Genomic DNA, 21,177 nt, shown 5'->3' with positions numbered 1-21,177 from the left:
AGGGGTACACGTCCCGCCCGCGCGCCGCGGAGGAACGCGGGCGCCGGACGGGTGCGTCCGGTTACGACGCCGGCTCCACGCCGGCCCGGAGCAGGCCGTAGGTGTACGCGTCCTCCAGGGCCTGCCAGGAGGCGGCGATGACGTTGTCCGCGACGCCCACCGTGGACCACTCGCCCGCCCCGTCGGAGGTGGCGATGAGGACCCGGGTCGTGGACTGGGTGCCGTGCTTGCCCTCCAGGATGCGGACCTTGTAGTCGACCAGCTCCAGCTTGGCGAGCTGTGGGTAGATCTTCTCCAGCGCGACCCTGAGGGCGCGGTCCAGGGCGTTGACCGGGCCGTTGCCCTCGGCGGTCGCGACGATGCGCTCGCTCTTGGCCCACAGCTTCACCGTGGCCTCGTTGGCGTGGCTGCCGTCGGGGCGGTCCTCGACGATGGCGCGCCAGGACTCGACGTCGAAGTACTTCAGGGGCTTGCCCTCGACCTCGGTGCGCAGCAGCAGCTCGAAGCTGGCGTCGGCGGCCTCGTACGTGTAGCCCTTGAGCTCGCGCTCCTTCACCCGCTCCACGACCCGGCCGACCAGCTCGCGGTCGCCGCCCAGGTCGATGCCGAGCTCCTTGCCCTTGAGCTCGACCGAGGCGCGGCCCGCCATGTCGGAGACCAGCATCCGCATGGTGTTGCCGACCTGCTCGGGGTCGATGTGCTGGTACAGGTCCGGGTCGACCTTGATGGCGGAGGCGTGCAGGCCCGCCTTGTGCGCGAACGCGGAGACGCCGACGTAGGGCTGGTGCGTGGAGGGGGTGAGGTTGACGACCTCGGCGATCGCGTGCGAGATGCGGGTCATCTCGCGCAGGTGTCCCTCGGGCAGGACCCGCTTGCCGTACTTCAGTTCCAGGGCGGCGACCACGGGGAACAGGTTGGCGTTGCCGACGCGCTCGCCGTAGCCGTTCGCCGTGCACTGGACGTGACTCGCGCCCGCGTCGACCGCGGCGAGGGTGTTGGCGACCGCGCAGCCGGTGTCGTCCTGGGCGTGGATGCCGAGGCGGGCACCGGTGTCGGCGAGGACGGTGGCCACGACGGCGTGGACCTGGGCGGGGAGCATGCCGCCGTTGGTGTCGCAGAGGATCACGACGTCGGCGCCGGCCTCGGACGCGGTGCGGACGACGGCCTTGGCGTACTCGGGGTTGGCGCGGTAGCCGTCGAAGAAGTGCTCGCAGTCGACGAAGACGCGGCGGCCCTGGTCCGTCAGGTGGGACACCGTGTCGCGGACCATCTCCAGGTTCTCGTCCAGGGTGGTGCGCAGGGCGAGTTCGACGTGCCGGTCGTGCGCCTTGGCGACGAGGGTGATCACCGGTGCACCGGCCTCCAGGAGTGCCTTGACCTGCGGGTCCTCGCTCGCCTTCGCCCCGGCGCGGCGGGTGGCGCCGAAGGCGACCAGCTGGGCGTGGCGGAACTGGATCTCCTGTTGGGCGCGGGCGAAGAACTCGGTGTCCCTCGGGTTGGCGCCCGGCCAGCCGCCCTCGATGAAGCCCACGCCGAAGTCGTCCAGGTGCCGTGCGATGGCCAGCTTGTCCGCGACGGTGAGGTTGATGCCCTCCCGCTGGGCGCCGTCCCGCAGGGTGGTGTCGAAGACGTGGAACGAGTCGTCGAGCTCGCTGGTTTCCGTCATGGTCTGAAGGCTCCTGATGTATGGATCTCGGTCTGTACCGGAATGACCGGCTCCACCGTCCCCCAATGATCCCCTCGCGCTGGACTCCCGGCTCTTGGTGGGCCAGAAATGCGAAAAACCTCTCGCGGGTGCGAGAGGTCTGCGCGCGGGTCGAGGACGACGGTGCCCGCCCGTACCTGGTCGTACGTGGCGGTCACTGCGGACCGGCGCGCCTGCTGCCAATAATCATCGTGGCGAACGAGAGCACGGGGGCAGTGTGGCACAATCCGCCCCCTGTCTCACCGGCGTCTCAGGATGCGGGCGGTGATCCCGCCGTCACGCTCGTCCGGCGTCAACCCCTCGCACGACGGCCCGCCGGATCACCGACGTCACCGTGCCGCTGGACGCCGCCGACGGCACCTGGGTGGCGCTGCGGATCTCGGACCCGACGCAGAACAACGGCACGCCGGGCCCGGCGGGGCACCCGTGCAACGACTGGGGTGTGGCATACAGCAGCCCCTGGTGGCTCCCGGGCTGACGCCGACGGCGGGGCGACGCGCGCTCAGGCGTCGCCCCGCACCAGCACGTCGTCCAGGAACTCCCGTACGTGATCGAGGATCTGCGCCCGGTCCGTCCCCCGCAGCCCGATCGCCACGTGGATGGAGAAGCCGTCGAGCAGCGCGCGCAGCCGGGCGGCGAAGCGGTCGGGGTCGACGCGGCGGAACTCCCCGCGCGAGACGCCCTCTGCGAGCAGTGCGACCAGGTCGCGGTGCCAGGCGCCCTCGATGGCGGCCTGCCGGGCGCGGGCGTCGTCGTCGGCGTTCTGCGAGCGGTTCCAGACCTCCAGCCACAGCGTCCAGTGCGGGTCGCGGTGACCGTCGGGCACGTAGAGGTCGACGTAGGCGTCGAGCCGTTCGCGGGCGCCGCCGCCGCGGCTGAGCAGCCGTCCGCGCTCGGCGCCCAGCCGCCCCTCGCTCCACTCCAGGGTCTGCAGCAGCAGCTCGTCCTTGCTGTGGAAGTAGTACAGGAGGTGGCCGCTGCTCATCCCCACCTCGCGCCCCAGCGCCGCCATGGTGAGCTTCTCCAGACCGCGCTCGGCGATCATCTCCATGGCGGCGGCCAGGACGTCCTCGCGGGGCGGTGCGTTCTTCCGCGCGCGAGCCGCACCGGCCATCCTCGACTCCTCTAGATCCTCGGCTGCTGTTGCGTGATGCAGTGGATGCCTCCACCCCCCGCGAAGATCGTACGGGCGTCCACCAGTGTCACCGTGCGCTCCGGGAAGAGGCGGCGGAAGATGCCCGCGGCGAGTTCGTCGCGGGGGTCGTCGAAGGCGCACAGCACGACGCCGCCGTTGCAGAGGTAGTGGTTGATGTAGGAGTAGTCGGCCCAGTGGCCGTCGGCCTCCAGGACGGTCGGGGCGGGGACCTCGACGACCTCCAGGCTGCGGCCGCGCGCGTCGGTGGCGGACCTGAGCAGGCCGATGACCTCCTTGGTGACCTCGTGGTCGGGGTGCGCGGGGTCCGGCTGGTGGTGGGCGACGACGACGCCGGGGCGGGCGAAGGCGGCGACGATGTCGACGTGGCCGAGGGTGCCGAAGCCGTACGGGGGGTAGTCGCCGGTGAGGCCGCGGGGCAGCCAGAGGGCCTTGCGGGTGCCGAGGTGGGCGTGGATCTCCGCCTCGACCTCCTCACGCGTCCAGTCCGGGTTGCGCTCGGGACCGAGCTGGACCGTCTCCGTCAGCAGGACCGTGCCCTCGCCGTCGACGTGAAGGGCGCCGCCCTCGTTGACGAGCTTCGAGGCGTACGTCTTCGCGCCCACGAGGTCCGCGACGTGCCCGGCGACCTTCGCGTCGTGCTCCCAGCGGGCCCAGTCCTGGGCGCCCCAGCCGTTGAACGTCCAGTCGACGGCGGCGAGTTCACCGTCGCTGTTGGTCAGGAACGTCGGGCCGACGTCCCGCATCCACGCGTCGTCGAGGTCGCCTTCGACCGTCTCGACCCCCTCGCCCAGCAGGCTGCGGGCCTGCTCCGACTGCCCGGGCCCGCACACCACCGTCACCGGCTCGAAGCGGCGGATCGCACGGGCCACCGAGGCCCACGCGATCCGCGCCGCGGCGAGGTCGTCCAGGTCGTCGAAGGTGGGGTTCGGGCCCGGCCACGCCATCCAGGTGCGCTCGTGCGGGGTCCACTCGGCGGGCATGCGGAAGCCGTCGACGGCGGGTGTGGTCATCTCGCGGGTCCTCGAGGCTGGGACGTTCAGAGGAAGTACAGGCGGTTGAGGGAGACGGACTCGGCCGGTTCGGAGCGCAGCGGGTCGCCGTCGAGGGTGACCAGACCGGTGCGCCGGTCGACGTCGACCTGTCCGGTACGGGAGTTCAGACGCAGGTCGGCCGGGCCGATCCCGCGGGTGCCGCGCACGGCGACCCTGCGGCGGCGGGTCGGCATCGTGTCGTGGCCCTGGTCGAGGGCGGCCTGCGCGACGAACGCGACGGAGATGTCGGCCGGCGTCGCGCCGTGCGCGCCGAACTGCGGTCCCAGCACCAGCGGTTCGCAGGTGTCGGTGGCGGCGTTGGGGTCGCCGACCACGCCGTACGCCGGGAAGCCGGCCTTGAGCACCAGCTGCGGCTTGGCGCCGAAGTACTCCGGGCGCCACAGCACGATGTCGGCGAGCTTGCCGACCTCGATCGACCCGACCTCGTGCGCGAGCCCGTGCGCGATGGCGGGATTGACGGTCAGCTTGGCCATGTAGCGCAGGACGCGCTCGTTGTCGTGCTCGTCGGGGGCACCGAACTCGGCCTTCATCTTCCCGGCCATGGCGAACGTGCGGCGCACCGTCTCACCCGCCCGGCCCATGCCCTGGGCGTCCGAGGAGGTGATGCCGATCGCGCCCAGGTCGTGCAGCACGTCCTCGGCGCCCATGGTCCCGGCGCGGATGCGGTCGCGGGCCATGGCGGCGTCGCCGGGCAGGTCGGTCTTCAGGTCGTGGACGGAGACGATCATGCCGTAGTGCTCGGCGACCGCGTCCCGGCCGAAGGGCAGGGTGGGGTTGGTGGAGGAGCCGATGACGTTCGGCACGCCCGCCATCTTCAGCACGTTGGGGACGTGTCCGCCTCCGCAGCCCTCGATGTGGAAGGCGTGGATGGTGCGGCCTTCGAGGACCCGGAGGGTGTCCTCCACCGACAGGCACTCGTTCAGGCCGTCGCTGTGCAGGGCGACCTGGACGTCGTGCTCCTCGGCGACGCGCAGCGCGGTGTCGAGCGCGCGGGTGTGGGCGCCCATGTCCTCGTGGACCTTGAAGCCGGACGCGCCGCCCTCGGCGAGGGCCTCGATCAGCGGGGCGTCGTGGGACGACGAACCCCGGCCGAGGAAGCCGATGTTGACCGGCCAGGCGTCGAAGGCGCCGAACGCGTGGCGCAGCGCCCAGGGCGAGTTCACCCCGACCCCCCACACCGGCCCGAACTCCTGGCCGATGATCGTGGTCACGCCGGACGCCAGCGAGGCCTCCATGATGCGCGGCGACAACAGGTGGACATGGGTGTCGACGGCCCCGGCGGTGGCGATCAGTCCCTCGCCGGACACGATCGAGGTGCCGGTGCCGACCACGACGTCGACGCCGTCGAGGGTGTCCGGGTTCCCGGCCCGTCCGATCGAGCAGATCCGGCCCCCGCGGATGCCGATCGACACCTTGCGGATGCCCTGCACCGCGTCGATCACCACGACGTTGCTGATCACGACGTCGCAGGTGTCGCGGACCGCGGCGGCCTTCAGGTGCAGTCCGTCGCGGGCGGTCTTGCCGAACCCGACGAGGAACTCGTCGCCGTGGCGCTGGGAGTCGGACTCCACGCGGATCGTCAGGCCGGAGTCGCCGAGGCGGATCCGGTCGCCGGCGCGGGGGCCGTGGGTGGCCGCGTACTCGTACGGGGTGAGACGGCGGGCCTCGGCGGGGTCGCCTCCGGGGCGGCTCATCGCTCGACCTCCTGGTCCGTGGTTGCCGACACGCCGAGGTAGCCGCAGGCGGCGGCCCGGCGCAGCGCCTCCTCGCGGGCGCCGGGCGCGTCCAGCGGTCCGTCGACGAGCCCGGCGAAGCCGACGGCGATCCGCTCGCCCCCGATCGGCACGAGTCCGACCTGCGACGACTCGCCCGGCCCGAACCGCACCGACGACCCGGCCGGCACGGCGAGCCGCATGCCGTAGGCCCGCTCGCGGTCGAAGTCGAGGCGCGGGTTGGCCTCGAAGAAGTGGAAGTGGGAGGTGACGGAGACCGGCACGGCCGCCGTGTTGGTGACCCTGAGCCGCACCACCGCCTCCGGCTCGGCGTGCTCGGGTCCCGGCAGCAGCGCGCCCGGCGCCCCCTGGCCCAGCCCGCCCCCGATGGGGTCGGGCACGACCGCGAGCCGTGACCCGTCGTCGAAGACGGCCTCGACGTGCACCTCGGTCACGATGTCGGCGACGCCCGGCAGAACGTCGTCCGGGCCGAGCACCGAACGGGCGCGCTCGACGGCCTCGGCGAGCCGGGCGCCGTCGCGGGCGGCCTCGCAGACGGTGTCCGCGATGAGCGCGGTGGCCTCCGGCACGTTCAGCCTGAGGCCACGGGCCTTCCGGGAGCGGGCCAGCTCGGCGGCCGAGAACAGCAGCAGCCGGTCACGTTCGGTGGGGGTCAGTCTCATGACGCGGGCACCTCCTTGTCATCCCCGCCTTAGAGCATCACTCTAAACACCAGATTCCTTGAAGGGAAACGTTGATGGCCGCGGGCGGCAGACGTCACATTGAGCACCGCTCAAATTGCTCGGAGAACCTGGCTGCCGTCGAAGGAGATCAGCCATGCCGATGGAACGGCGCGGAGTCGACACCACCCCCGACGAGGAGCGCATCAGCACTCCCGCGTGACCTTGTCTCGGGCTGGACCGATGGGGATCGGTGAGCGCGATCGTGGGGGGACGGTCGTCGGCACCGCCCTCACCGCCCACCGCCCTCACCGCCCCGCTCGCCCTGACCTCCCTGCGCACCGCCACCAACCTGTCGACGTCCTCCGGCGCCCAGTTCGGCGTGCGCGGCCGGCTGGTCGGCTCGGTCGTCGGGCTGCTGCTCGCCCCCGGCCACGCCGCGCTGACCGTGCGGATCGGCGGCGACGTCACCGTGCGCGTACTGGGACGCCTCTTCTGACTGCCGGCAAGCGGGCTGACGTACGGCCTGATCCACGCCCTGCTCGCGGCCGCCACCGTCGCGGGCGCCGTCTACGGCCACCGCGTGCTGCCGGCCGTGTCCCGTGTCCTGGCCATCGGCATGACGGCGCTCCTGGTCCTCGGACTGGTCGCCTACGCCCCGGCTTCACCACCGGCGCGCTCCCCGAGGCGGGCGGCTACCTGCTCGGCGGGTCCTGGCCGACGTGGAGGCCGGCCATGCCGGCCGCCGGCCTCTCCGGCCCGATCGCCTTGATCACGCTCCTCGGCGACTACACGCGCTACATCTCCCCCGCCCGCCACTCCTCGTCCCGGTGCTGCGGGCCACCTGGCTGGGCCTGATGCTCGGACTGCCGGTGCCGCAACTGTTCGGCACTCTCCACTCGATGGGCCTCGACCTGGACGCCATCCTGCCGCGCGCCCTCCCGTGCCCGGGCCACCTGCGCGGTCGTGGTCGTCGCCACCGCCTGTGTCTTCGCCGGCCACTTCGCCTGGGAGGCGCAGGCCGCGGTGACGTCGTTCGTGCTGCTGACGGCGATCGGCACGCCCTGGGCGGTGATCGCCCTGATCGGCTTCGTCCGCTGCGGCGGGGTGGACGACGCGGAGGCGCTGCAGGTCTGCAACCGCCGGGCGCGGGGCGGGCGTACTGGTACCGGGCCGGCTGGAACGCTCCCGCCACCGTGTCGTGGGCGCTGGGCGCGGTGGTGGGAGTGCCGGCGGTGTCGCTGCCCGTCGTAGGAGGGGCCGTTGCTCGCCGTGACCGGCGGGGTGGACTGCGGCTTCCTGCTGTCCGTGCTGGTGGGCGGCGCGGTGTACCTGATGGTTCCGCAGCGGGCCGGGGCCGCCGAGGAGGGCGCCTCCACGACGGCCCGAGCGACAGCCGGCCTCTGGGGACGCGGGGCCGCAGTCACCGTGCGGCCCCGCCGCGTGGGCGCGACGGCCCACCACGGGCCGTCGCCCACCCGCTCAGCCGATCTGGTGCATCCACCCGTGCTTGTCCTCGGCGGTCCCCCGCTGAAGGTCGAGGAGGGCCTGGCGAAGGCGCAGCGTGACCTCGCCGGGCTCCCCGGCCGACTGCTTCCACTCGCCGCCCTCCCGCTTGACGGTGCCCACCGGCGTGATCACGGCGGCCGTACCGCAGGCGAAGACCTCGGTGAGGCTGCCGTTCTCCGCGTCGCCCTGCCACTGGTCGACGGAGACGCGGCCCTCCTCGGCCTCGTAGCCGAGGTCGCGGGCGACGGTGAGCAGGCTGTCGCGGGTGACGCCCTCCAGGATGGAGCCGGTGAGGACGGGCGTGACGATCTTGTTCCCGTACACGAAGTACAGGTTCATGCCGCCGAGTTCCTCGACCCACTTGTGCTCGACCGCGTCGAGGTAGCAGACCTGGTCGCAGCCCTGCTTGGCCGCCTCCGCCTGGGCCAGCAGGGAGGCCGCGTAGTTGCCGCCGGTCTTGGCGTCGCCCATGCCGCCGGGGACGGCGCGGACGCGGTCCTCGGAGACCCAGATGGAGACCGGCTTGACGCCGCCCGGGAAGTAGGCGCCGGCCGGGGAGGCGATGACGATGAAGAGGTACTCGTTGGCGGGCTTCACGCCCAGCCCGACCTCGGTGGCGATCATGAACGGGCGGAGGTAGAGGGACTCCTCGCCGCCGTGCGCCGGGACCCACGCCTTGTCCTGGCGCACCAGCGCGTCGCAGGCCTCGATGAACGTGTCGACCGGCAGCTCGGGCATCGCGAGCCGACGCGCGGAGCGCTGGAAGCGCAGGGCGTTCTGGTCGGGGCGGAACGTGGCGACCGAGCCGTCGGGGCGGCGGTAGGCCTTCAGGCCCTCGAAGATCTCCTGCGCGTAGTGCAGGACGGTCGTGGCCGGGTCGAGGGAGATCGGCGCGTACGGGACGAGCTGTCCGTCGTGCCAGCCGCGGCCCTCGGTCCACTTGATGGTGACCATGTGGTCGGTGAAGTGGCGGCCGAAGCCGGGGCTGGCGAGGATCGCCTCGCGCTCCGCGTCGGAAAGCGGGTTGGCGGAGGGCTTGAGCTCGATCGTGGGCGTCGTCATCAGTGGTTGTCCTTCACCGGTTGTAGTGACGGGCCGCGCTCACGCCCGTACTGCCAGTGGCCAGTGCTAGGACGTCCGAGCATTCCCTCACTCCGCGGCTCCGCGTCCGATTATCGCGCGCGGGTTGCCGTGGACGTAAAACGGCGTGAATGCGGCCCAGGGGTTGATGGTCGCACCCGGCGGGGACGGAGAAAAGCCGCCGGGTGCGGATTGCGACCCGGCGGCTTCGAAGTCTGCAGACCTGCTGCAGGGGAATCTTGAACAGCGCGACGGGTCAGCCGGCTACTCGTACGGCGAGCGCGTCGCCGATCTCGGAGGTGCCGCGGGCGGGCCCGTCCGTGCGCTCCACGAGGTCGGCGGAGACCGCGTCCTCGATCCGGGCGGCCTCCGCCTCGTAACCGAGGTGGCGCAGCAGCAGGGCGACGGACAGGACCGTGGCGGTGGGGTCGGCCTTGCCCTGGCCTGCGATGTCGGGCGCGGATCCGTGCACGGGCTCGAACATCGAGGGGAACTCGCCGGAGGGGTTGATGTTCCCGCTGGCGGCGACGCCGATGCCGCCGGAGACGGCCGCGGCGAGGTCGGTGATGATGTCGCCGAAGAGGTTGTCGGTGACGATGACGTCGAACCGCTCGGGCTGGGTGACCAGGTAGATGGTCGCCGCGTCGACGTGCATGTACTCGGTGGTGACCTCGGGGTACTCCTCGGCCACCTTGTTGAAGACGTTCGTCCACAGGTGACCGGCGAAGGTCAGCACGTTGTTCTTGTGGATGAGCGCCAGCTTCTTGCGCGGCCGGGCCTGGGCGCGGGCGAAGGCGTCCCGCACGACCCGCTCGACACCGAAGGCCGTGTTGACGGACACCTCGGTGGCGACCTCGTGCTGCGTGCCCTTGCGGATGGTGCCGCCGTTGCCGGTGTACGGGCCCTCGGTGCCCTCGCGGACGACCACGAAGTCGATGCGCGGCTCACCGGCGAGCGGGGTGGCGACGCCGGGGAGGAGCTTCGAGGGACGCAGGTTGACGTGGTGGTCGAAGGCGAAGCGCAGCTTGAGCAGGAAGCCCCGCTCCAGGACGCCGGAGGGGACGCTCGGGTCGCCGATCGCGCCCAGCAGGATGGCGTCGTGCTGCTTCAGGGCGTCGAGGTCGGCGTCGGTGAGGGCCTCACCGGTGGCGTGGTAGCGCCGGGCGCCGAAGTCGTACTCCTTCGTCTCCAGCTTCACATCCTGCGGAAGGGCGGCGGAGAGGACCTTCAGGCCTTCGGTCACGACCTCCTGGCCGATGCCGTCACCGGGGATCACTGCGAGATTGATGCTGCGAGACATGCGGGCACCCTACTCCTGGTCCCACGGGATGACATGGGGTGTCCGCGATACGGACGTGGCGACGGCCACCCGGACGGAGCCGCGCCCTCGGGTGCGGCTCCGTCCGGCGGACCGGTCTCAGTGGCCGGTCTCGCCGCCGTTGTCGCGGCGGTCGAGGGCTCGCTGGAGGGCGGCGGCGGCGTTCTTGCGGTCGGAGTCGCTCGTACGGGAGATGTGGCGGACTCGGCGGCGGACGGTCGTCTCGGCCATGGGACATCGACTCCTTCGACAGCGTGGAGTGCGGCAGGGGGTTTCGAGACGCCGGGTGGGGCGGGGAGCGGTGCCGCAGGGGTTGCCTGCACGGGGCCCGGCTCACGACCGCCATTCGCTGGATCGAGCGAGACGTTCGGCTCCTACAAAACTAAGCCAGGACGGAGCATCTGTCTCCACAATTACTCGGACTTCCTACTATCTGAGACGGCGCTGTCGTCGCGCTGCGCCGACCTGGGCTTTCGCCGCTCGGCCGAGCGCCGTTCCGAGGGGCCGTCAGAGCACGTCGCCGTCGCGCCAGTCGAAGACCAGTTCGCCGTCGGGGTCGGCCTCGTCGGCGGGGGCGGGCCACACGTACGTGGAGCCCTCCTCCTCGGGCAGCCGGACCACCCCGTCCGGGCCGAGCGCGCAGACCCGCCCGCCCCAGGCGCGCCAGCCCCGGGCCTCGTACAGCCGGACACCGTCGTCGCTGGCGGACAGGGCGCCCAGGTCGTAGGCCCGGGTGATGATCCCCTCCAGGGCCGCCATGACCCGGCCGCCGAGTCCGGTACGCCGCACGTCACGCCGTACGGCGACCCCCTCGACGTATCCGGTGCGCAGCCACCGCCGCCCGTGGCGCACCCGCCGCATGACGACGGCCCCGTGCGCGGCGAGCCCGCGCTCGTCGTGGACCAGGACGTGCAGGCCGCCCAGCGTGTGGTCCCAGTCGGCGTCACCGAAGTCGCCGTCGAAGGAGTCGTCCAGAAAGCCCCGGACGACGAGCAGGTCGGCGGGGGCGAGATCGGCGGTGTGGACGGTGCGGGGGGCGGTGGCGGTCATGGGGCCAGTATTCCGGGGGCGTTGGCCGCCTGGGCGGGTGTCGGAGGGCTTCGAGACACGCGGTGCGGGGGGCATCGGGGGCCCCGGCCGGAGTGCGGGGAGATTGTCGGCGGCCCGGGCGTGTGGCCGCCGGCCCACGCTTACGGCCGGTGGCCCAGGCGTGTCGTCGGCGGCCCAGGCGCGTGGCCGGTGGCCCAGGCGTGTGGCCGCCGGCCCAGGGCGGATAGCCGCCGACCCAGGGCGAATGGCCGCCAGCCCACGCAGACGACCGGTGGCCCAGGCGTGTCGTCGGCGGCCCAGGGCGGATAGCCGCCCGCCCACACGGACGGCCGGTGGCCCAGGCGTGTGGCCGCCGGCCCAGGGCGGATAGCCGCCAGCCGACGCGGACGACCGGTGGCCCAGGCGTGTCGTCGGCGGCCCAGGGCGGATAGCCGCCGACCCACGCAGACGGCCGCCGACCCACGCAGACGGCCGGGAGCCCGGGCGTGTGGCCGCCGACCCAGGGCGAATGGCCGCCAGCCCACGCGGACGACCGGTGGCCCAGGCGTGTCGTCGCCGGCCCAGGGCGGATAGCCGCCGACCCACGCAGACGGCCGGGGGCCCACGCGGACGGCCGGGGGCCCACGCGGACGGCCGTCGTCCCGCAGGGAGATGGAGCGGCCCGGTGGATATTCGGTGGTCCGGCACCCGTACCCCGATTACCTTGGCGCGATGGCCCGACTCCTCACCGACCGCCTGCTGCTCCGCGAGTGGCGGGAGTCCGATCTCGTGCCCTGGGCGACGATCAACGCCGACCCGGAGGTGCGCCGGTACCTGCCCGGTCTGCCCGGCCGGGAGCAGTGCGACGCGGCCGTGGCCGGCTTCCAGGCCGATCTGGAGCAGCGCGGCTGGGGTTGGTGGGCGGTGGAGGTGCGGGACACCGGCGAGTTCATCGGCTTCACGGGCCTGGATCCGGTGGAGGAGGGCCAGCCGTTCACCGGCGTGGAGGCCGGCTGGCGCCTCGCGCGCTCCGCGTGGGGCCACGGCTACGCCACGGAGGCGGCCCGGGCGGCGCTCCGCTTCGGCTTCACCGACCTGGGCCTGCCGGAGATCCTCGCCGTCACGGCGGCCGGCAACGACCGCTCACGGGCCGTGATGCGCCGCCTGGGCATGACCCGCCGCCCGGCCGACGACTTCGACGACGCCACCCTCCCCGAGGGCGACCCGCTCCGCCGCAGCGTCCTGTACCGCCTGCCGGAGGCCCTGTGGGCCGCCGGTCAGGGGCAGGCGATCCAGGCCGGGCAGGACGACGCGGCGAACGCGGCGGGCCAGGGCGCCTCCCGGGGAAGAGGCGCCCTGGCCCGGCAGGGGCCTGACGGAACGTCAGCCCATGTGGGGGTAGGTGTAGTCGGTCGGCGGGACCAGCGTCTCCTTGATGGCGCGGGTCAGGGTCCAGCGCGTCAGGTTCTGCGGGGCGCCCGCCTTGTCGTTGGTGCCGGAGGCGCGGCCGCCGCCGAAGGGCTGCTGGCCGACGACGGCGCCGGTCGACTTGTCATTGATGTAGAAGTTGCCGGCCGCGTAGCGCAGCTTCTCCATCGTGTACGCCGCGGCGGCGCGGTCGTTCGCGATGACCGAGCCGGTCAGCGCGTAGTCCGACACCGACTCCATCTGCGTCAGCATCTCGTCGTACTGGTCGTCCTCGTAGACGTGCACGGCGAGAATCGGGCCGAAGTACTCCGTGGTGAACACCTCGTTCTCCGGGTCGGTGCACTCGATGACGGTCGGGCGGACGAAGTAGCCGACCGAGTCGTCGTAGGAGCCGCCCGCGACGATCGTGCAGGTCGGGTCCTCCGTGGCGCGGTCGATCGCGGCCTTGTTCTTGGCGAAGGCGCGCTCGTCGATCACGGCGCCGATGAAGTTCGACAGGTCGGTGACGTCACCCATGGTGAGGTAGTCGACCTCGGCGGCGAACTCCTCCTTGAAGCCGTCGTTCCAGATGGACGCCGGGATGTAGGCGCGGGAGGTCGCGGAGCACTTCTGGCCCTGGTACTCGAAGGCGCCGCGGGTCAGCGCGGTCTTCAGCACGCCGCGGTCGGCCGACGGGTGTGCGACCACGAAGTCCTTGCCGCCGGTCTCGCCGACCAGGCGCGGGTAGGCCCGGTACTTCTCGATGTTGGCGCCGACCGTCTTCCACAGGTACTGGAAGGTCTTGGTCGAGCCGGTGAAGTGGATGCCGGCGAGGTCCCGGTGCTCCAGGGCGACCTTGGAGACCTCGATGCCGTCGCCGGTGACGAGGTTGATGACGCCCTTGGGCAGACCGGCCTCCTCCAGCAGCCGCATCAGCAGCACAGCAGCGTGGGTCTGCGTCGGGGACGGCTTCCAGACGACCACGTTGCCCATGAGCGCGGGCGCGGTCGGCAGGTTGCCCGCGATGGCCGTGAAGTTGAACGGCGTGATCGCGTAGACGAAGCCCTCCAGCGGGCGGTGGTCGAGACGGTTCCAGACGCCCGGGGAGTTGGCCGGGGGCTGCTCGGCCAGGATCTGGCGGGCGTAGGCGACGTTGAAGCGCCAGAAGTCGACCAGCTCGCAGGGGGTGTCGATCTCCGCCTGCTGGGCTGTCTTGGACTGGCCGAGCATGGTGGAGGCGGCCAGCGTCTCGCGCCACGGGCCGGCCAGCAGCTCGGCGGCGCGCAGGATGATCGCCGCGCGGTCGTCGAAGGACATCGCACGCCAGGCCGGCGCGGCGGCGAGAGCGGCGTCGATGGCGTCCCGCGCGTCCTGCTGGGTGGCGTTGCGGTAGGTGCCGAGCACGGCCTTGTGGTTGTGCGGCTGCACGACCTGGAACTCCTCGCCGCCGCCCATCCGCTTCTCACCGCCGATGGTGCAGGGCAGGTCGATGGGGTTCTCGGCCAGCTCCTTGAGCTTGACCTCCAACCGGGCGCGCTCGGGCGAGCCGGGGGCGTAGCCGTGCACCGGCTCGTTGACGGGGGTGGGGACCTGGGTCACAGCGTCCATGTGTTCCGTAACTCCTTGAGTAGAGCGGGTGGTGCGGGGCTCAGCCCTTGGTGACCATGGAGCGGACGAAGAACCGCAGGTTGGCGGGCTTCTCCGCGAGACGGCGCATGAAGTAGCCGTACCAGTCGGTGCCGTACGCGGTGTACACGCGCATACGGTGGCCCTCGGCCGCGAGCCGCAGGTGCTCCTCGCTCCGGATGCCGTACAGCATCTGGAACTCGTACTCGTCCAGCTTGCGCCCGGCGCGGTGGGCGAGCTCCTGGGCGATGGAGATCAGACGCGGGTCGTGGGACCCGACCATCGGGTATCCCTCGCCCTCCATCAGGATGCGCAGGACGCGGACGTACGCCTTGTCGATCTCGTGCTTCTGCTGGTAGGCGACCTCGGCGGGCTCCTTGTACGCGCCCTTGACCACCCGGACGCGGCTGCCGTCGGCGGCGAGGCGGCGGGCGTCGGCCTCGGTGCGGAAGAGGTAGGCCTGGATGACGCAGCCGGTCTGCGGGAAGTCCTTCCGCAGCTCCTCGTGGATGGCGAACATCGAGTCGAGGGTGGTGTGGTCCTCCGCGTCCAGCGTGACCGTCGTCCCGATCTCGGCGGCGGCCTCGACGACCGGGCGCACGTTGGCGAGCGCCAGCTCGTGGCCGCCGGGCAGGGCCTGGCCGAACATCGACAGCTTCACCGACATCTCGACCCGCTCGCCCAGCTCCAGCGGCTTGAGCCGGTCGATCAGCTCCAGATAGGCGTCCCGGGCGCCGGCGGCCTGCTCAGGGGTGGTGATGTCCTCGCCGACGACGTCCATCGTCAGCTCCAGGCCTCGGCCGGTGAGGTCCTCGATGATCGGGACGATGTCGTCCACCCGCTCACCCGGGATGAAGCGGTCGACGACCTGCTTCGTCCCCGGAGCCGCCGTAATCAGGCGTCGCATCCGGTCGCTGCGCGACGCGGCGAGAATCACGGGACCCAGCACGGGGCACCTCCAGAACACAACCAACACAAGGCCGGCACCGGACGATTCCGGGACGGCACGGAGAACCACCGTGAAACCTAAGGATCCCTCCGATCGTCGGCCATCGACAGCTGTCACGCATCCGTGCCGCAGATCTCAGACAGTTGTATGAAGTCCTCCCGTGCATGGGGGAGAATGCCCGGGTGACGGCCGATTACCGGGGTGACTACCAGGAGCTGGTCGACGAGATCTCCGAGCTCCTCGGCGCCCCCGCGACACTGGAGAACCGCGACTTCGAGCTGATCGCCTTCGGCGCCTACGACAGCGAGGGCGACCTCGATCCCTCGGCCCTGGACCCGGTCCGCGCCCGTTCGATCCTGACCCGCCGCTCCACAGCCGCCGTCCGGGCCTGGTTCGAGGGCTTCGGCATCACCCGGGCGACCGGCCCGGTACGGATCCCGCGCACTCCGGAGGCGGGCGTGCACCGGGGCCGCATCTGCCTTCCGGTACGGCACCGGGGGGTCGTCCTCGGCTACGTCTGGCTGCTCGACGGCGAGCCCGGGCCCACGGACGACCAGCTCGCCGCCGCCATGGAGGTGACCGGCCGGATCGGCGCGCTGCTCGCCGACGAGGCCCAGGCCGGCGCCGACCTCACCCGGGAGTTCCGGGCGGTGCTGACGGCGGAGCGCGGCTGGCAGCGCGACATGGCCGTGGCCGCCCTGCGCACGGCCCTCGGCCCGCGCGGCGAGGGCCCGCACGCGGTGGTGTGCGTGGCGCCGTGGCCGTCCGCCGACCCGGAGGACGCGCCGTCGGCCCGCGCGGTGCCGCACACGACGGCCCTGTGCACGATCCCCTGGGGGACGACGGGCCAGAGCCTCGCGGTCCTGGTCCGGCTGCGCTCCACGGATGTGCGCGCCCCGGCGCTCACGGCGGCGAACCGACTGCTGAAGGAGGGCGCCCGGGCCGGCGTGGGCGACCCGCTCACCGGCCTCGCCGACCTGGGCACCGCCTGGCAGGAGGCGACGGCCGCGGCCCGCGCGGCCCTGGCCGAACCCCGCCTCGGGCCGGTGGCCGAGTGGTCCCGCATCGGCCCGTACCGCCTCCTGACCGCCCTTCCCCCGGAGTCGGCCCACGACCCCGCGATCGCCCCGCTCCTTTCCCCCACCCACCACGAGCTCGCCCGCACGGCAGAGGTCTACCTGGACTGCGCGGGCCAGGCCGCCCGCACGGCCGCCGAACTGGGCATCCACCGCCAGACGCTGTACTACCGGCTGTCCCGGGTGGAGCAGCTCACGGGCCTGGACCTGGACGACGGGGAGGACCGGCTGCTGCTGCACATGGTGTTGAAGGGGGCACGGCTCTGACGGGACGCCGCCCAGCGGGGTTCACGTCCTCCGCGTGGGCCCGGACAGCGGGATTCACGTCCGCCGCGTGGCCTCGGTGACCACCTGCCGCAGGCCCTCGGTCAGTTGCTCCGCGGTCGGCGCCGTCTCCGGGTCGAAGGTCCACTGGGCGATGAGGCCGGTCATCAGGGTGACGTAGAACTTGCCGAGGGTGTCCACGGACTCGTCCGGCACGTCCTCCTCGCGTCCGCCCATCAGCAGCGGGATGAGCCCACGGCCGGCGTCCCGCTGGGCCAGGACGAGGTGCCGGCGCACCTCGGGCAGCTGGTCGCCCATCGCGACGATCTCCATGCTGAGCCGCCACATCGAACCGGGCTCGCGCATGGTGGCGATGATGTTCGACCAGACGTTCTCGAACCGGTCGAGCGAACCGGGCGCACCGCTGATCTCGCCGCCCTGCCCCTCCCCCTCGAAGGCATCGCCCATCGCCTCCACGAGCGACACGTAGGCCTGCGCGAGCAGCGCGTCCTTCGAGCCGTAGTGGTAGCCGATCGAGGCCAGGTTGGTCCCCGACTCCCGGACGATGTCGCGTGCGGTGGTGCGCACGAAGCCCTTCTCCAGCAGGCAGCGCTTGGCGCCTTCCAGCAGATCCTCACGGTGTCCCATGGCGGCATCGTAGCGCGGCTCATATACGTTCGTATTAAACGTACGTACTAGACAAACGTTTAATGCGTTCGTACAGTCGCCGCAGGCGAACTCGGTGGCGCCCTCGGCGTGGCCGTCCTCGGCTCCGTCGGTACGGCGGTCTACCGGCACGAGATGCCGGACTCGGCCCCGGACGCGGCGCACGAGACCCTGGGCGGCGCGCTGCCGTCGCCGCCCGGCTGCCGGAGCGCGCGGGAGACGCCCTGGCGACGGCGGCACGGGCGGCGTTCACCGACGGGATGCGGGGCACGGCGCTCGCGGGCGCGGCCGTACTCGTCGGGGCGGCGGTTCTGGCGTCGGTGACGCTGCGCCGACCCGGGGGCGCGAGCAGGCCTGCACGGAGAACGCCGGACGAGCTGGTCAAGCCAGCCCGTCCGGCGTGTAGGACGAGGCCCGTTCAGGGCCGAAGCGGCGGTCCGGGGGCGGCCGCCCCCGGTGGGGCGGTCACCACGACGGTCGCCTCAGACGAGGTTCACCGACCGGGCCGACGTCGCACCGATCTCCGCGGCCACCTCGGCCAGCACCCCGGAGGGCACCGTGTCGTCCACGGTCAGCACCGCCAGCGCCTCGCCACCGGCGGCCGCCCGCGACACCTGCATCCCGGCGATGTTGATCCCGGCCTCGCCGATGATCCGGCCGACCGTGCCGACGACGCCCGGCCGGTCCTCGTACCGCAGGACGACCATGTGGTCGGCCAGCGCGAGGTCCACGTCGAAGTCGCCGACCGCGACGATCTTCTGGAGGTGCTTGGGACCGGCGAGCGTGCCGGACACCGACACCTCCTCGCCGTCGCCGAGGGTGCCGCGCACGGTCACGACGTTGCGGTGGTCCGGCGACTCCGAGCTGGTGGTCAGCCGCACCTCGACGCCGCGCTCCTGGGCGAACAGCGGGGCGTTGACGTACGACACCGTCTCGTCGACGACGTCCTCGAAGACACCCTTGAGCGCGGACAGCTCCAGCACCTTCACGTCGTGCTGGGTGATCTCGCCGTACACCTCGACGTCCAGCCGGACGGCCACCTCACCCGCGAGCGCGGTGAAGATCCGGCCGAGCCGCTCGGCGAGCGGCAGGCCCGGCTTGACGTCCTCGGCGATGACACCGCCCTGGACGTTCACCGCGTCGGGGACCAGCTCACCGGCGAGGGCGAGCCGGACCGACCTCGCGACGGCGATACCAGCCTTCTCCTGCGCCTCGTCGGTGGAGGCGCCGAGGTGCGGGGTGGCCACGACCTGGTCGAACTCGAACAGCGGCGAGTCGGTGCAGGGCTCCTTGGCGTACACGTCGAGGCCGGCGCCGGCGACCCGGCCCTCCTTCAGCGCCGAGTACAGCGCCTCCTCGTCGACGATGCCGCCGCGCGCGGCGTTGACGATCCGCACGCTCGGCTTGACCTTGCGCAGCGCCTCGGAGCCGATCAGGCCGAGCGTCTCGGGGGTCTTGGGCAGGTGGACGGTGATGAAGTCGGAGACCTCCAGCAGCTCGTCCAGCGACAGCACCTTGACGCCCATCTGCGCCGCCCGCGCGGGCTGCACATAGGGGTCGTAGGCGACGACCTTCATGCCGAAGGCGGACATCCGCTGGGCGACCAGCGCGCCGATCCGTCCGAGACCGACGACACCGAGGGTCTTCTCCGCCAGCTCGACGCCCGTGTACTTGCTGCGCTTCCACTCGCCGTTCTTCAGCGCGGCGTTGGCCTGCGGGATGTTGCGCGCGGTGGCCAGGATCAGACCGCAGGCCAGCTCGGCGGCGGTCACGATGTTCGAGGTGGGGGCGTTGACGACCATCACGCCGGCCTTGGTGGCGGCGGAGACGTCCACGTTGTCCAGGCCGACACCGGCTCGTGCGACGACCTTGAGCTTGTGCGCGGCGGCGATGGCCTCGGCGTCGACCTTGGTGGCGGAGCGGATCAGGATCGCGTCCACGTCGGCGATGGCCGGGAGCAGCTCGGCTCGGTCCGCTCCGTTGCAGTGCCGGATCTCGAAGTCCGGTCCAAGCGCGTCCACGGTGGCGGGCGACAGCTCTTCAGCGATGAGTACGACGGGTTTCGAGCTCACGTGAGTCCTCACAAGTCCAATGCGGACGGCCGTCCCGACGGCCGCAGGCGGTGGAGGGGTGCTAGCCGCGTGGAAGACGCACGACGCTGTGGGCCTGACGCGTATGTAGTACGGCAGTCTAGTGGCGCTGCGTGGGTCTTCCCGCGCCTCTGCGGAAGGATCACCCGTCCGTGTTCGACGGGTTGGACAACGGGGCCGGAGCGGTGTGCTCCGGCCCCGTTCACCTGAGCCTCACGCCTCTTCGTCGACCCAGGACATCAGCTTGCGCAGCTCCTTGCCCGTGGTCTCCAGCAGGTGCTCGGAGTCCTGCTTCTTGTACTCGTTGTACTTCTTCAGACCGCCGTGGTACTCGTCCATCCAGTTCTGGGCGAAGGAGCCGTCCTGGATCTCGGCGAGAACCTTCTTCATCTCGGCCTTGGTGGCGTCGGTGATGATCCGCGGACCGGTGACGTAGTCGCCCCACTCCGCGGTCTCGGAGATCGACCAGCGCATCTTCTCCAGGCCGCCCTCGTACATGAGGTCGACGATCAGCTTCAGCTCGTGCAGGCACTCGAAGTACGCGATCTCCGGCTGGTAGCCGGCCTCGGTCAGCGTCTCGAAACCGGCCTTCACCAGAGCGGCCGTACCGCCGCACAGGACGGCCTGCTCACCGAACAGGTCGGTCTCGGTCTCCTCGGTGAAGGTCGTCTTGATGACGCCGGCGCGGGTGCCGCCGATGCCCTTGGCGTACGACAGCGCCAGCGGGAAGGCGTTGCCCGTGGCGTCCTGCTCGACGGCGGCGATGCAGGGAACGCCGCGGCCCTCCTCGTACTGGCGGCGCACCAGGTGGCCCGGGCCCTTGGGGGCGACCATGCAGACGTCCACGCCGGCCGGGGGCTTGATGAAGCCGAAGCGGATGTTGAAGCCGTGGCCGAAGAACAGCGCGTCGCCGTCCTTCAGGTTCGGGGCGATGGACTCCTCGTAGACCTGGGCCTGGATCGGGTCCGGGACGAGGATCATGATGACGTCGGCCTCGGCGGCGGCCTCCGCCGGGGTGACCACGCGCAGGCCCTGCTCCTCGGCCTTCGCCTTGGACTTGGAGCCCTCGTGCAGACCGACGCGGACGTCGACACCCGAGTCACGCAGCGACAGGGCATGGGCGTGGCCCTGGCTGCCGTAACCGATGACCGCGACCTTGCGGCCCTGGATGATGGACAGGTCGGCGTCGGCGTCGTAGAACAGCTCGGCCACTTTGGGTCTCTCCTTGGAGTGCAGATGTTGCGTCCCACCGTATGACGGCGGGAGGAGGGGAAGGTTCGGGGTCTCGCCATACGGGCGACCCGGCTGTACGGGCCGCCCGGTTTTCATCGTTACGCCGATCGGTCCAGCGCGCGCAGCGAGCGGTCCGTGATCGAACGCGCGCCGCGGCCGATCGCGATCGTGCCGGACTGGACCAGTTCCTTGATGCCGTACGGCTCCAGCATCTTGAGCATCGCCGACAGCTTGTCGCTGCTGCCGGTGGCCTCGATGGTCACGGCCTCCGGGGAGACGTCGACGGTCTTGGCGCGGAACAGCTGGACGATCTCGACGATCTGCGAGCGCGTCTCGTTGTCGGCGCGCACCTTCACCAGAACGAGTTCGCGCTGCACCGCCTGCCCCGGCTCCAGCTCGACGATCTTCAGCACGTTGACGAGCTTGTTGAGCTGCTTGGTCACCTGCTCCAACGGCAGGTCCTCGACGTTCACCACGATGGTGATGCGGGAGATGTCGGGGTGCTCGGTGACGCCGACCGCGAGCGAGTCGATGTTGAAGCCCCGGCGGGAGAACAGGGCGGCGATCCGGGCGAGGATGCCCGGCGTGTTCTCCACCAGGACGGAGAGCGTGTGCTTGGACATGT

The 21,177-nt window shown here is 71.7% G+C and carries 17 protein-coding genes and 3 pseudogenes; 5 read left to right on the top strand and 15 right to left on the bottom strand.

All coding sequences use genetic code 11. The features are described 5' to 3' along the window. Window positions 1-61 precede the first annotated feature (61 nt). The gene (cimA, locus tag IPT68_RS26235; protein WP_189701107.1) at window positions 62-1,666 is read right to left on the bottom strand and encodes a citramalate synthase; all 1,605 of its coding nucleotides are present in this window, start codon (window positions 1,664-1,666) and stop codon (window positions 62-64) included. Between the two features lie 373 nt (window positions 1,667-2,039). Between cimA and IPT68_RS26230 the strand changes: the two genes are divergently transcribed. Further along, window positions 2,040-2,183 carry a hypothetical protein gene (locus IPT68_RS26230; RefSeq protein ID WP_189701108.1) on the top strand — a complete coding sequence of 48 codons (144 nt, stop codon included), beginning with the start codon at window positions 2,040-2,042 and terminating at the stop codon, window positions 2,181-2,183. A 24-nt stretch (window positions 2,184-2,207) separates the two neighbouring features. Here IPT68_RS26230 and IPT68_RS26225 read toward each other — a convergent pair whose 3' ends face one another. Genes IPT68_RS26225 through ureA form a run of 4 tightly spaced genes read right to left on the bottom strand, consistent with a single transcriptional unit; the run spans window position 2,208 to window position 6,308 of the window. After that, window positions 2,208-2,819 (bottom strand): TetR/AcrR family transcriptional regulator, encoded by a 612-nt coding sequence (locus tag IPT68_RS26225; protein WP_189701109.1) that lies wholly within the window; start codon window positions 2,817-2,819, stop codon window positions 2,208-2,210. A gap of 11 nt (window positions 2,820-2,830) precedes the next feature. Further along, window positions 2,831-3,871 carry an agmatine deiminase family protein gene (locus IPT68_RS26220; RefSeq protein ID WP_189701110.1) on the bottom strand — a complete coding sequence of 347 codons (1,041 nt, stop codon included), beginning with the start codon at window positions 3,869-3,871 and terminating at the stop codon, window positions 2,831-2,833. A 26-nt stretch (window positions 3,872-3,897) separates the two neighbouring features. Then, a complete protein-coding gene (locus tag IPT68_RS26215) occupies window positions 3,898-5,607 on the bottom strand; it encodes an urease subunit alpha (RefSeq protein ID WP_189701111.1) in 1,710 nt (569 codons plus the stop codon). Further along, window positions 5,604-6,308: an urease subunit gamma gene (gene ureA, locus IPT68_RS26210; protein ID WP_189701112.1), complete on the bottom strand. Its 705-nt coding sequence runs from the start codon at window positions 6,306-6,308 to the stop codon at window positions 5,604-5,606. Before ureA ends, IPT68_RS26215 begins: the two co-directional genes overlap by 4 nt. 154 nt (window positions 6,309-6,462) lie before the next feature. On the opposite strand from ureA, the pseudogene IPT68_RS26205 reads away from it, so the two are divergent. Further along, window positions 6,463-7,691 (top strand): annotated as a pseudogene (locus tag IPT68_RS26205) (cytosine permease); the annotation flags it as partial. A 96-nt stretch (window positions 7,692-7,787) separates the two neighbouring features. Here IPT68_RS26205 and IPT68_RS26200 read toward each other — a convergent pair. From IPT68_RS26200 to IPT68_RS26190, 4 genes are all read right to left on the bottom strand, one after another. After that, window positions 7,788-8,876 (bottom strand): branched-chain amino acid aminotransferase, encoded by a 1,089-nt coding sequence (locus tag IPT68_RS26200; RefSeq protein WP_189701113.1) that lies wholly within the window; start codon window positions 8,874-8,876, stop codon window positions 7,788-7,790. A 274-nt stretch (window positions 8,877-9,150) separates the two neighbouring features. Next, complete coding sequence (locus IPT68_RS26195) at window positions 9,151-10,194, bottom strand: 3-isopropylmalate dehydrogenase (protein ID WP_189701114.1); 1,044 nt, start codon at window positions 10,192-10,194, stop codon at window positions 9,151-9,153. 117 nt (window positions 10,195-10,311) lie between these two features. Continuing rightward, window positions 10,312-10,443 (bottom strand): hypothetical protein, encoded by a 132-nt coding sequence (locus IPT68_RS34655; protein WP_133930177.1) that lies wholly within the window; start codon window positions 10,441-10,443, stop codon window positions 10,312-10,314. 276 nt (window positions 10,444-10,719) lie between these two features. Then, window positions 10,720-11,262, bottom strand: a complete 543-nt coding sequence (locus IPT68_RS26190; RefSeq protein ID WP_189701115.1) for a GNAT family N-acetyltransferase — start codon at window positions 11,260-11,262, stop codon at window positions 10,720-10,722. 711 nt (window positions 11,263-11,973) lie between these two features. Here IPT68_RS26190 and IPT68_RS26185 point away from each other — a divergent pair. Continuing rightward, window positions 11,974-12,495 (top strand): annotated as a pseudogene (locus IPT68_RS26185) (GNAT family N-acetyltransferase); the annotation flags it as partial. A 129-nt stretch (window positions 12,496-12,624) separates the two neighbouring features. Here the strand turns inward: IPT68_RS26185 and pruA are convergent. Both pruA and IPT68_RS26175 read right to left on the bottom strand, forming a co-directional pair. Beyond that, on the bottom strand, window positions 12,625-14,256 hold the full coding sequence (gene pruA / locus IPT68_RS26180; RefSeq protein ID WP_189701117.1) for an L-glutamate gamma-semialdehyde dehydrogenase: 1,632 nt from the start codon (window positions 14,254-14,256) through the stop codon (window positions 12,625-12,627). Between the two features lie 40 nt (window positions 14,257-14,296). Beyond that, on the bottom strand, window positions 14,297-15,223 hold the full coding sequence (locus IPT68_RS26175; protein ID WP_189701118.1) for a proline dehydrogenase family protein: 927 nt from the start codon (window positions 15,221-15,223) through the stop codon (window positions 14,297-14,299). Window positions 15,224-15,387: 164 nt separating this feature from the next. Between IPT68_RS26175 and IPT68_RS26170 the strand changes: the two genes are divergently transcribed. Then, a complete protein-coding gene (locus IPT68_RS26170; RefSeq protein WP_189701119.1) occupies window positions 15,388-16,566 on the top strand; it encodes a PucR family transcriptional regulator in 1,179 nt (392 codons plus the stop codon). Between the two features lie 54 nt (window positions 16,567-16,620). On the opposite strand, the gene IPT68_RS26165 is transcribed toward IPT68_RS26170, so the two are convergent. Further along, complete coding sequence (locus IPT68_RS26165; protein ID WP_189701120.1) at window positions 16,621-17,211, bottom strand: TetR/AcrR family transcriptional regulator; 591 nt, start codon at window positions 17,209-17,211, stop codon at window positions 16,621-16,623. 87 nt (window positions 17,212-17,298) lie between these two features. On the opposite strand from IPT68_RS26165, the pseudogene IPT68_RS34285 reads away from it, so the two are divergent. Then, a pseudogene (locus tag IPT68_RS34285) lies at window positions 17,299-17,635 on the top strand (MFS transporter); the annotation flags it as partial. Between the two features lie 76 nt (window positions 17,636-17,711). Here IPT68_RS34285 and serA read toward each other — a convergent pair. From serA to ilvN, 3 genes are all read right to left on the bottom strand, one after another. Further along, window positions 17,712-19,301: a phosphoglycerate dehydrogenase gene (serA, locus tag IPT68_RS26160; RefSeq protein ID WP_189701121.1), complete on the bottom strand. Its 1,590-nt coding sequence runs from the start codon at window positions 19,299-19,301 to the stop codon at window positions 17,712-17,714. A 231-nt stretch (window positions 19,302-19,532) separates the two neighbouring features. Beyond that, window positions 19,533-20,531, bottom strand: coding sequence for a ketol-acid reductoisomerase (gene ilvC, locus IPT68_RS26155; protein WP_189701122.1), 999 nt, complete (start codon window positions 20,529-20,531; stop codon window positions 19,533-19,535). A 119-nt stretch (window positions 20,532-20,650) separates the two neighbouring features. Then, window positions 20,651-21,175, bottom strand: a complete 525-nt coding sequence (gene ilvN, locus IPT68_RS26150) for an acetolactate synthase small subunit (RefSeq protein ID WP_030614411.1) — start codon at window positions 21,173-21,175, stop codon at window positions 20,651-20,653. Between the last annotated feature and the right edge of the window lie 2 nt (window positions 21,176-21,177).

Origin of the sequence: Streptomyces chromofuscus (genome assembly GCF_015160875.1) — a bacterium.
Taxonomy (GTDB): domain Bacteria; phylum Actinomycetota; class Actinomycetes; order Streptomycetales; family Streptomycetaceae; genus Streptomyces; species Streptomyces chromofuscus.
Note: the sequence above shows the minus strand (reverse complement) of the source record. Positions and strands in the feature narration are given on the sequence as shown.

What these genes read in the sequence shown, in the direction of transcription:
- cimA (WP_189701107.1), bottom strand. Translation starts at nt 1,666, where the DNA reads ATGACGGAAACCAGCGAGCTCGACGACTCGTTCCACGTCTTCGACACC.
- IPT68_RS26225 (WP_189701109.1), bottom strand. Translation starts at nt 2,819, where the DNA reads ATGGCCGGTGCGGCTCGCGCGCGGAAGAACGCACCGCCCCGCGAGGAC.
- IPT68_RS26220 (WP_189701110.1), bottom strand. Translation starts at nt 3,871, where the DNA reads ATGACCACACCCGCCGTCGACGGCTTCCGCATGCCCGCCGAGTGGACC.
- IPT68_RS26215 (WP_189701111.1), bottom strand. Translation starts at nt 5,607, where the DNA reads ATGAGCCGCCCCGGAGGCGACCCCGCCGAGGCCCGCCGTCTCACCCCG.
- ureA (WP_189701112.1), bottom strand. Translation starts at nt 6,308, where the DNA reads ATGAGACTGACCCCCACCGAACGTGACCGGCTGCTGCTGTTCTCGGCC.
- IPT68_RS26200 (WP_189701113.1), bottom strand. Translation starts at nt 8,876, where the DNA reads ATGACGACGCCCACGATCGAGCTCAAGCCCTCCGCCAACCCGCTTTCC.
- IPT68_RS26195 (WP_189701114.1), bottom strand. Translation starts at nt 10,194, where the DNA reads ATGTCTCGCAGCATCAATCTCGCAGTGATCCCCGGTGACGGCATCGGC.
- IPT68_RS34655 (WP_133930177.1), bottom strand. Translation starts at nt 10,443, where the DNA reads ATGGCCGAGACGACCGTCCGCCGCCGAGTCCGCCACATCTCCCGTACG.
- IPT68_RS26190 (WP_189701115.1), bottom strand. Translation starts at nt 11,262, where the DNA reads ATGACCGCCACCGCCCCCCGCACCGTCCACACCGCCGATCTCGCCCCC.
- pruA (WP_189701117.1), bottom strand. Translation starts at nt 14,256, where the DNA reads ATGGACGCTGTGACCCAGGTCCCCACCCCCGTCAACGAGCCGGTGCAC.
- IPT68_RS26170 (WP_189701119.1), top strand. Translation starts at nt 15,388, where the DNA reads ATGGGGGAGAATGCCCGGGTGACGGCCGATTACCGGGGTGACTACCAG.
- IPT68_RS26165 (WP_189701120.1), bottom strand. Translation starts at nt 17,211, where the DNA reads ATGGGACACCGTGAGGATCTGCTGGAAGGCGCCAAGCGCTGCCTGCTG.
- ilvN (WP_030614411.1), bottom strand. Translation starts at nt 21,175, where the DNA reads ATGTCCAAGCACACGCTCTCCGTCCTGGTGGAGAACACGCCGGGCATC.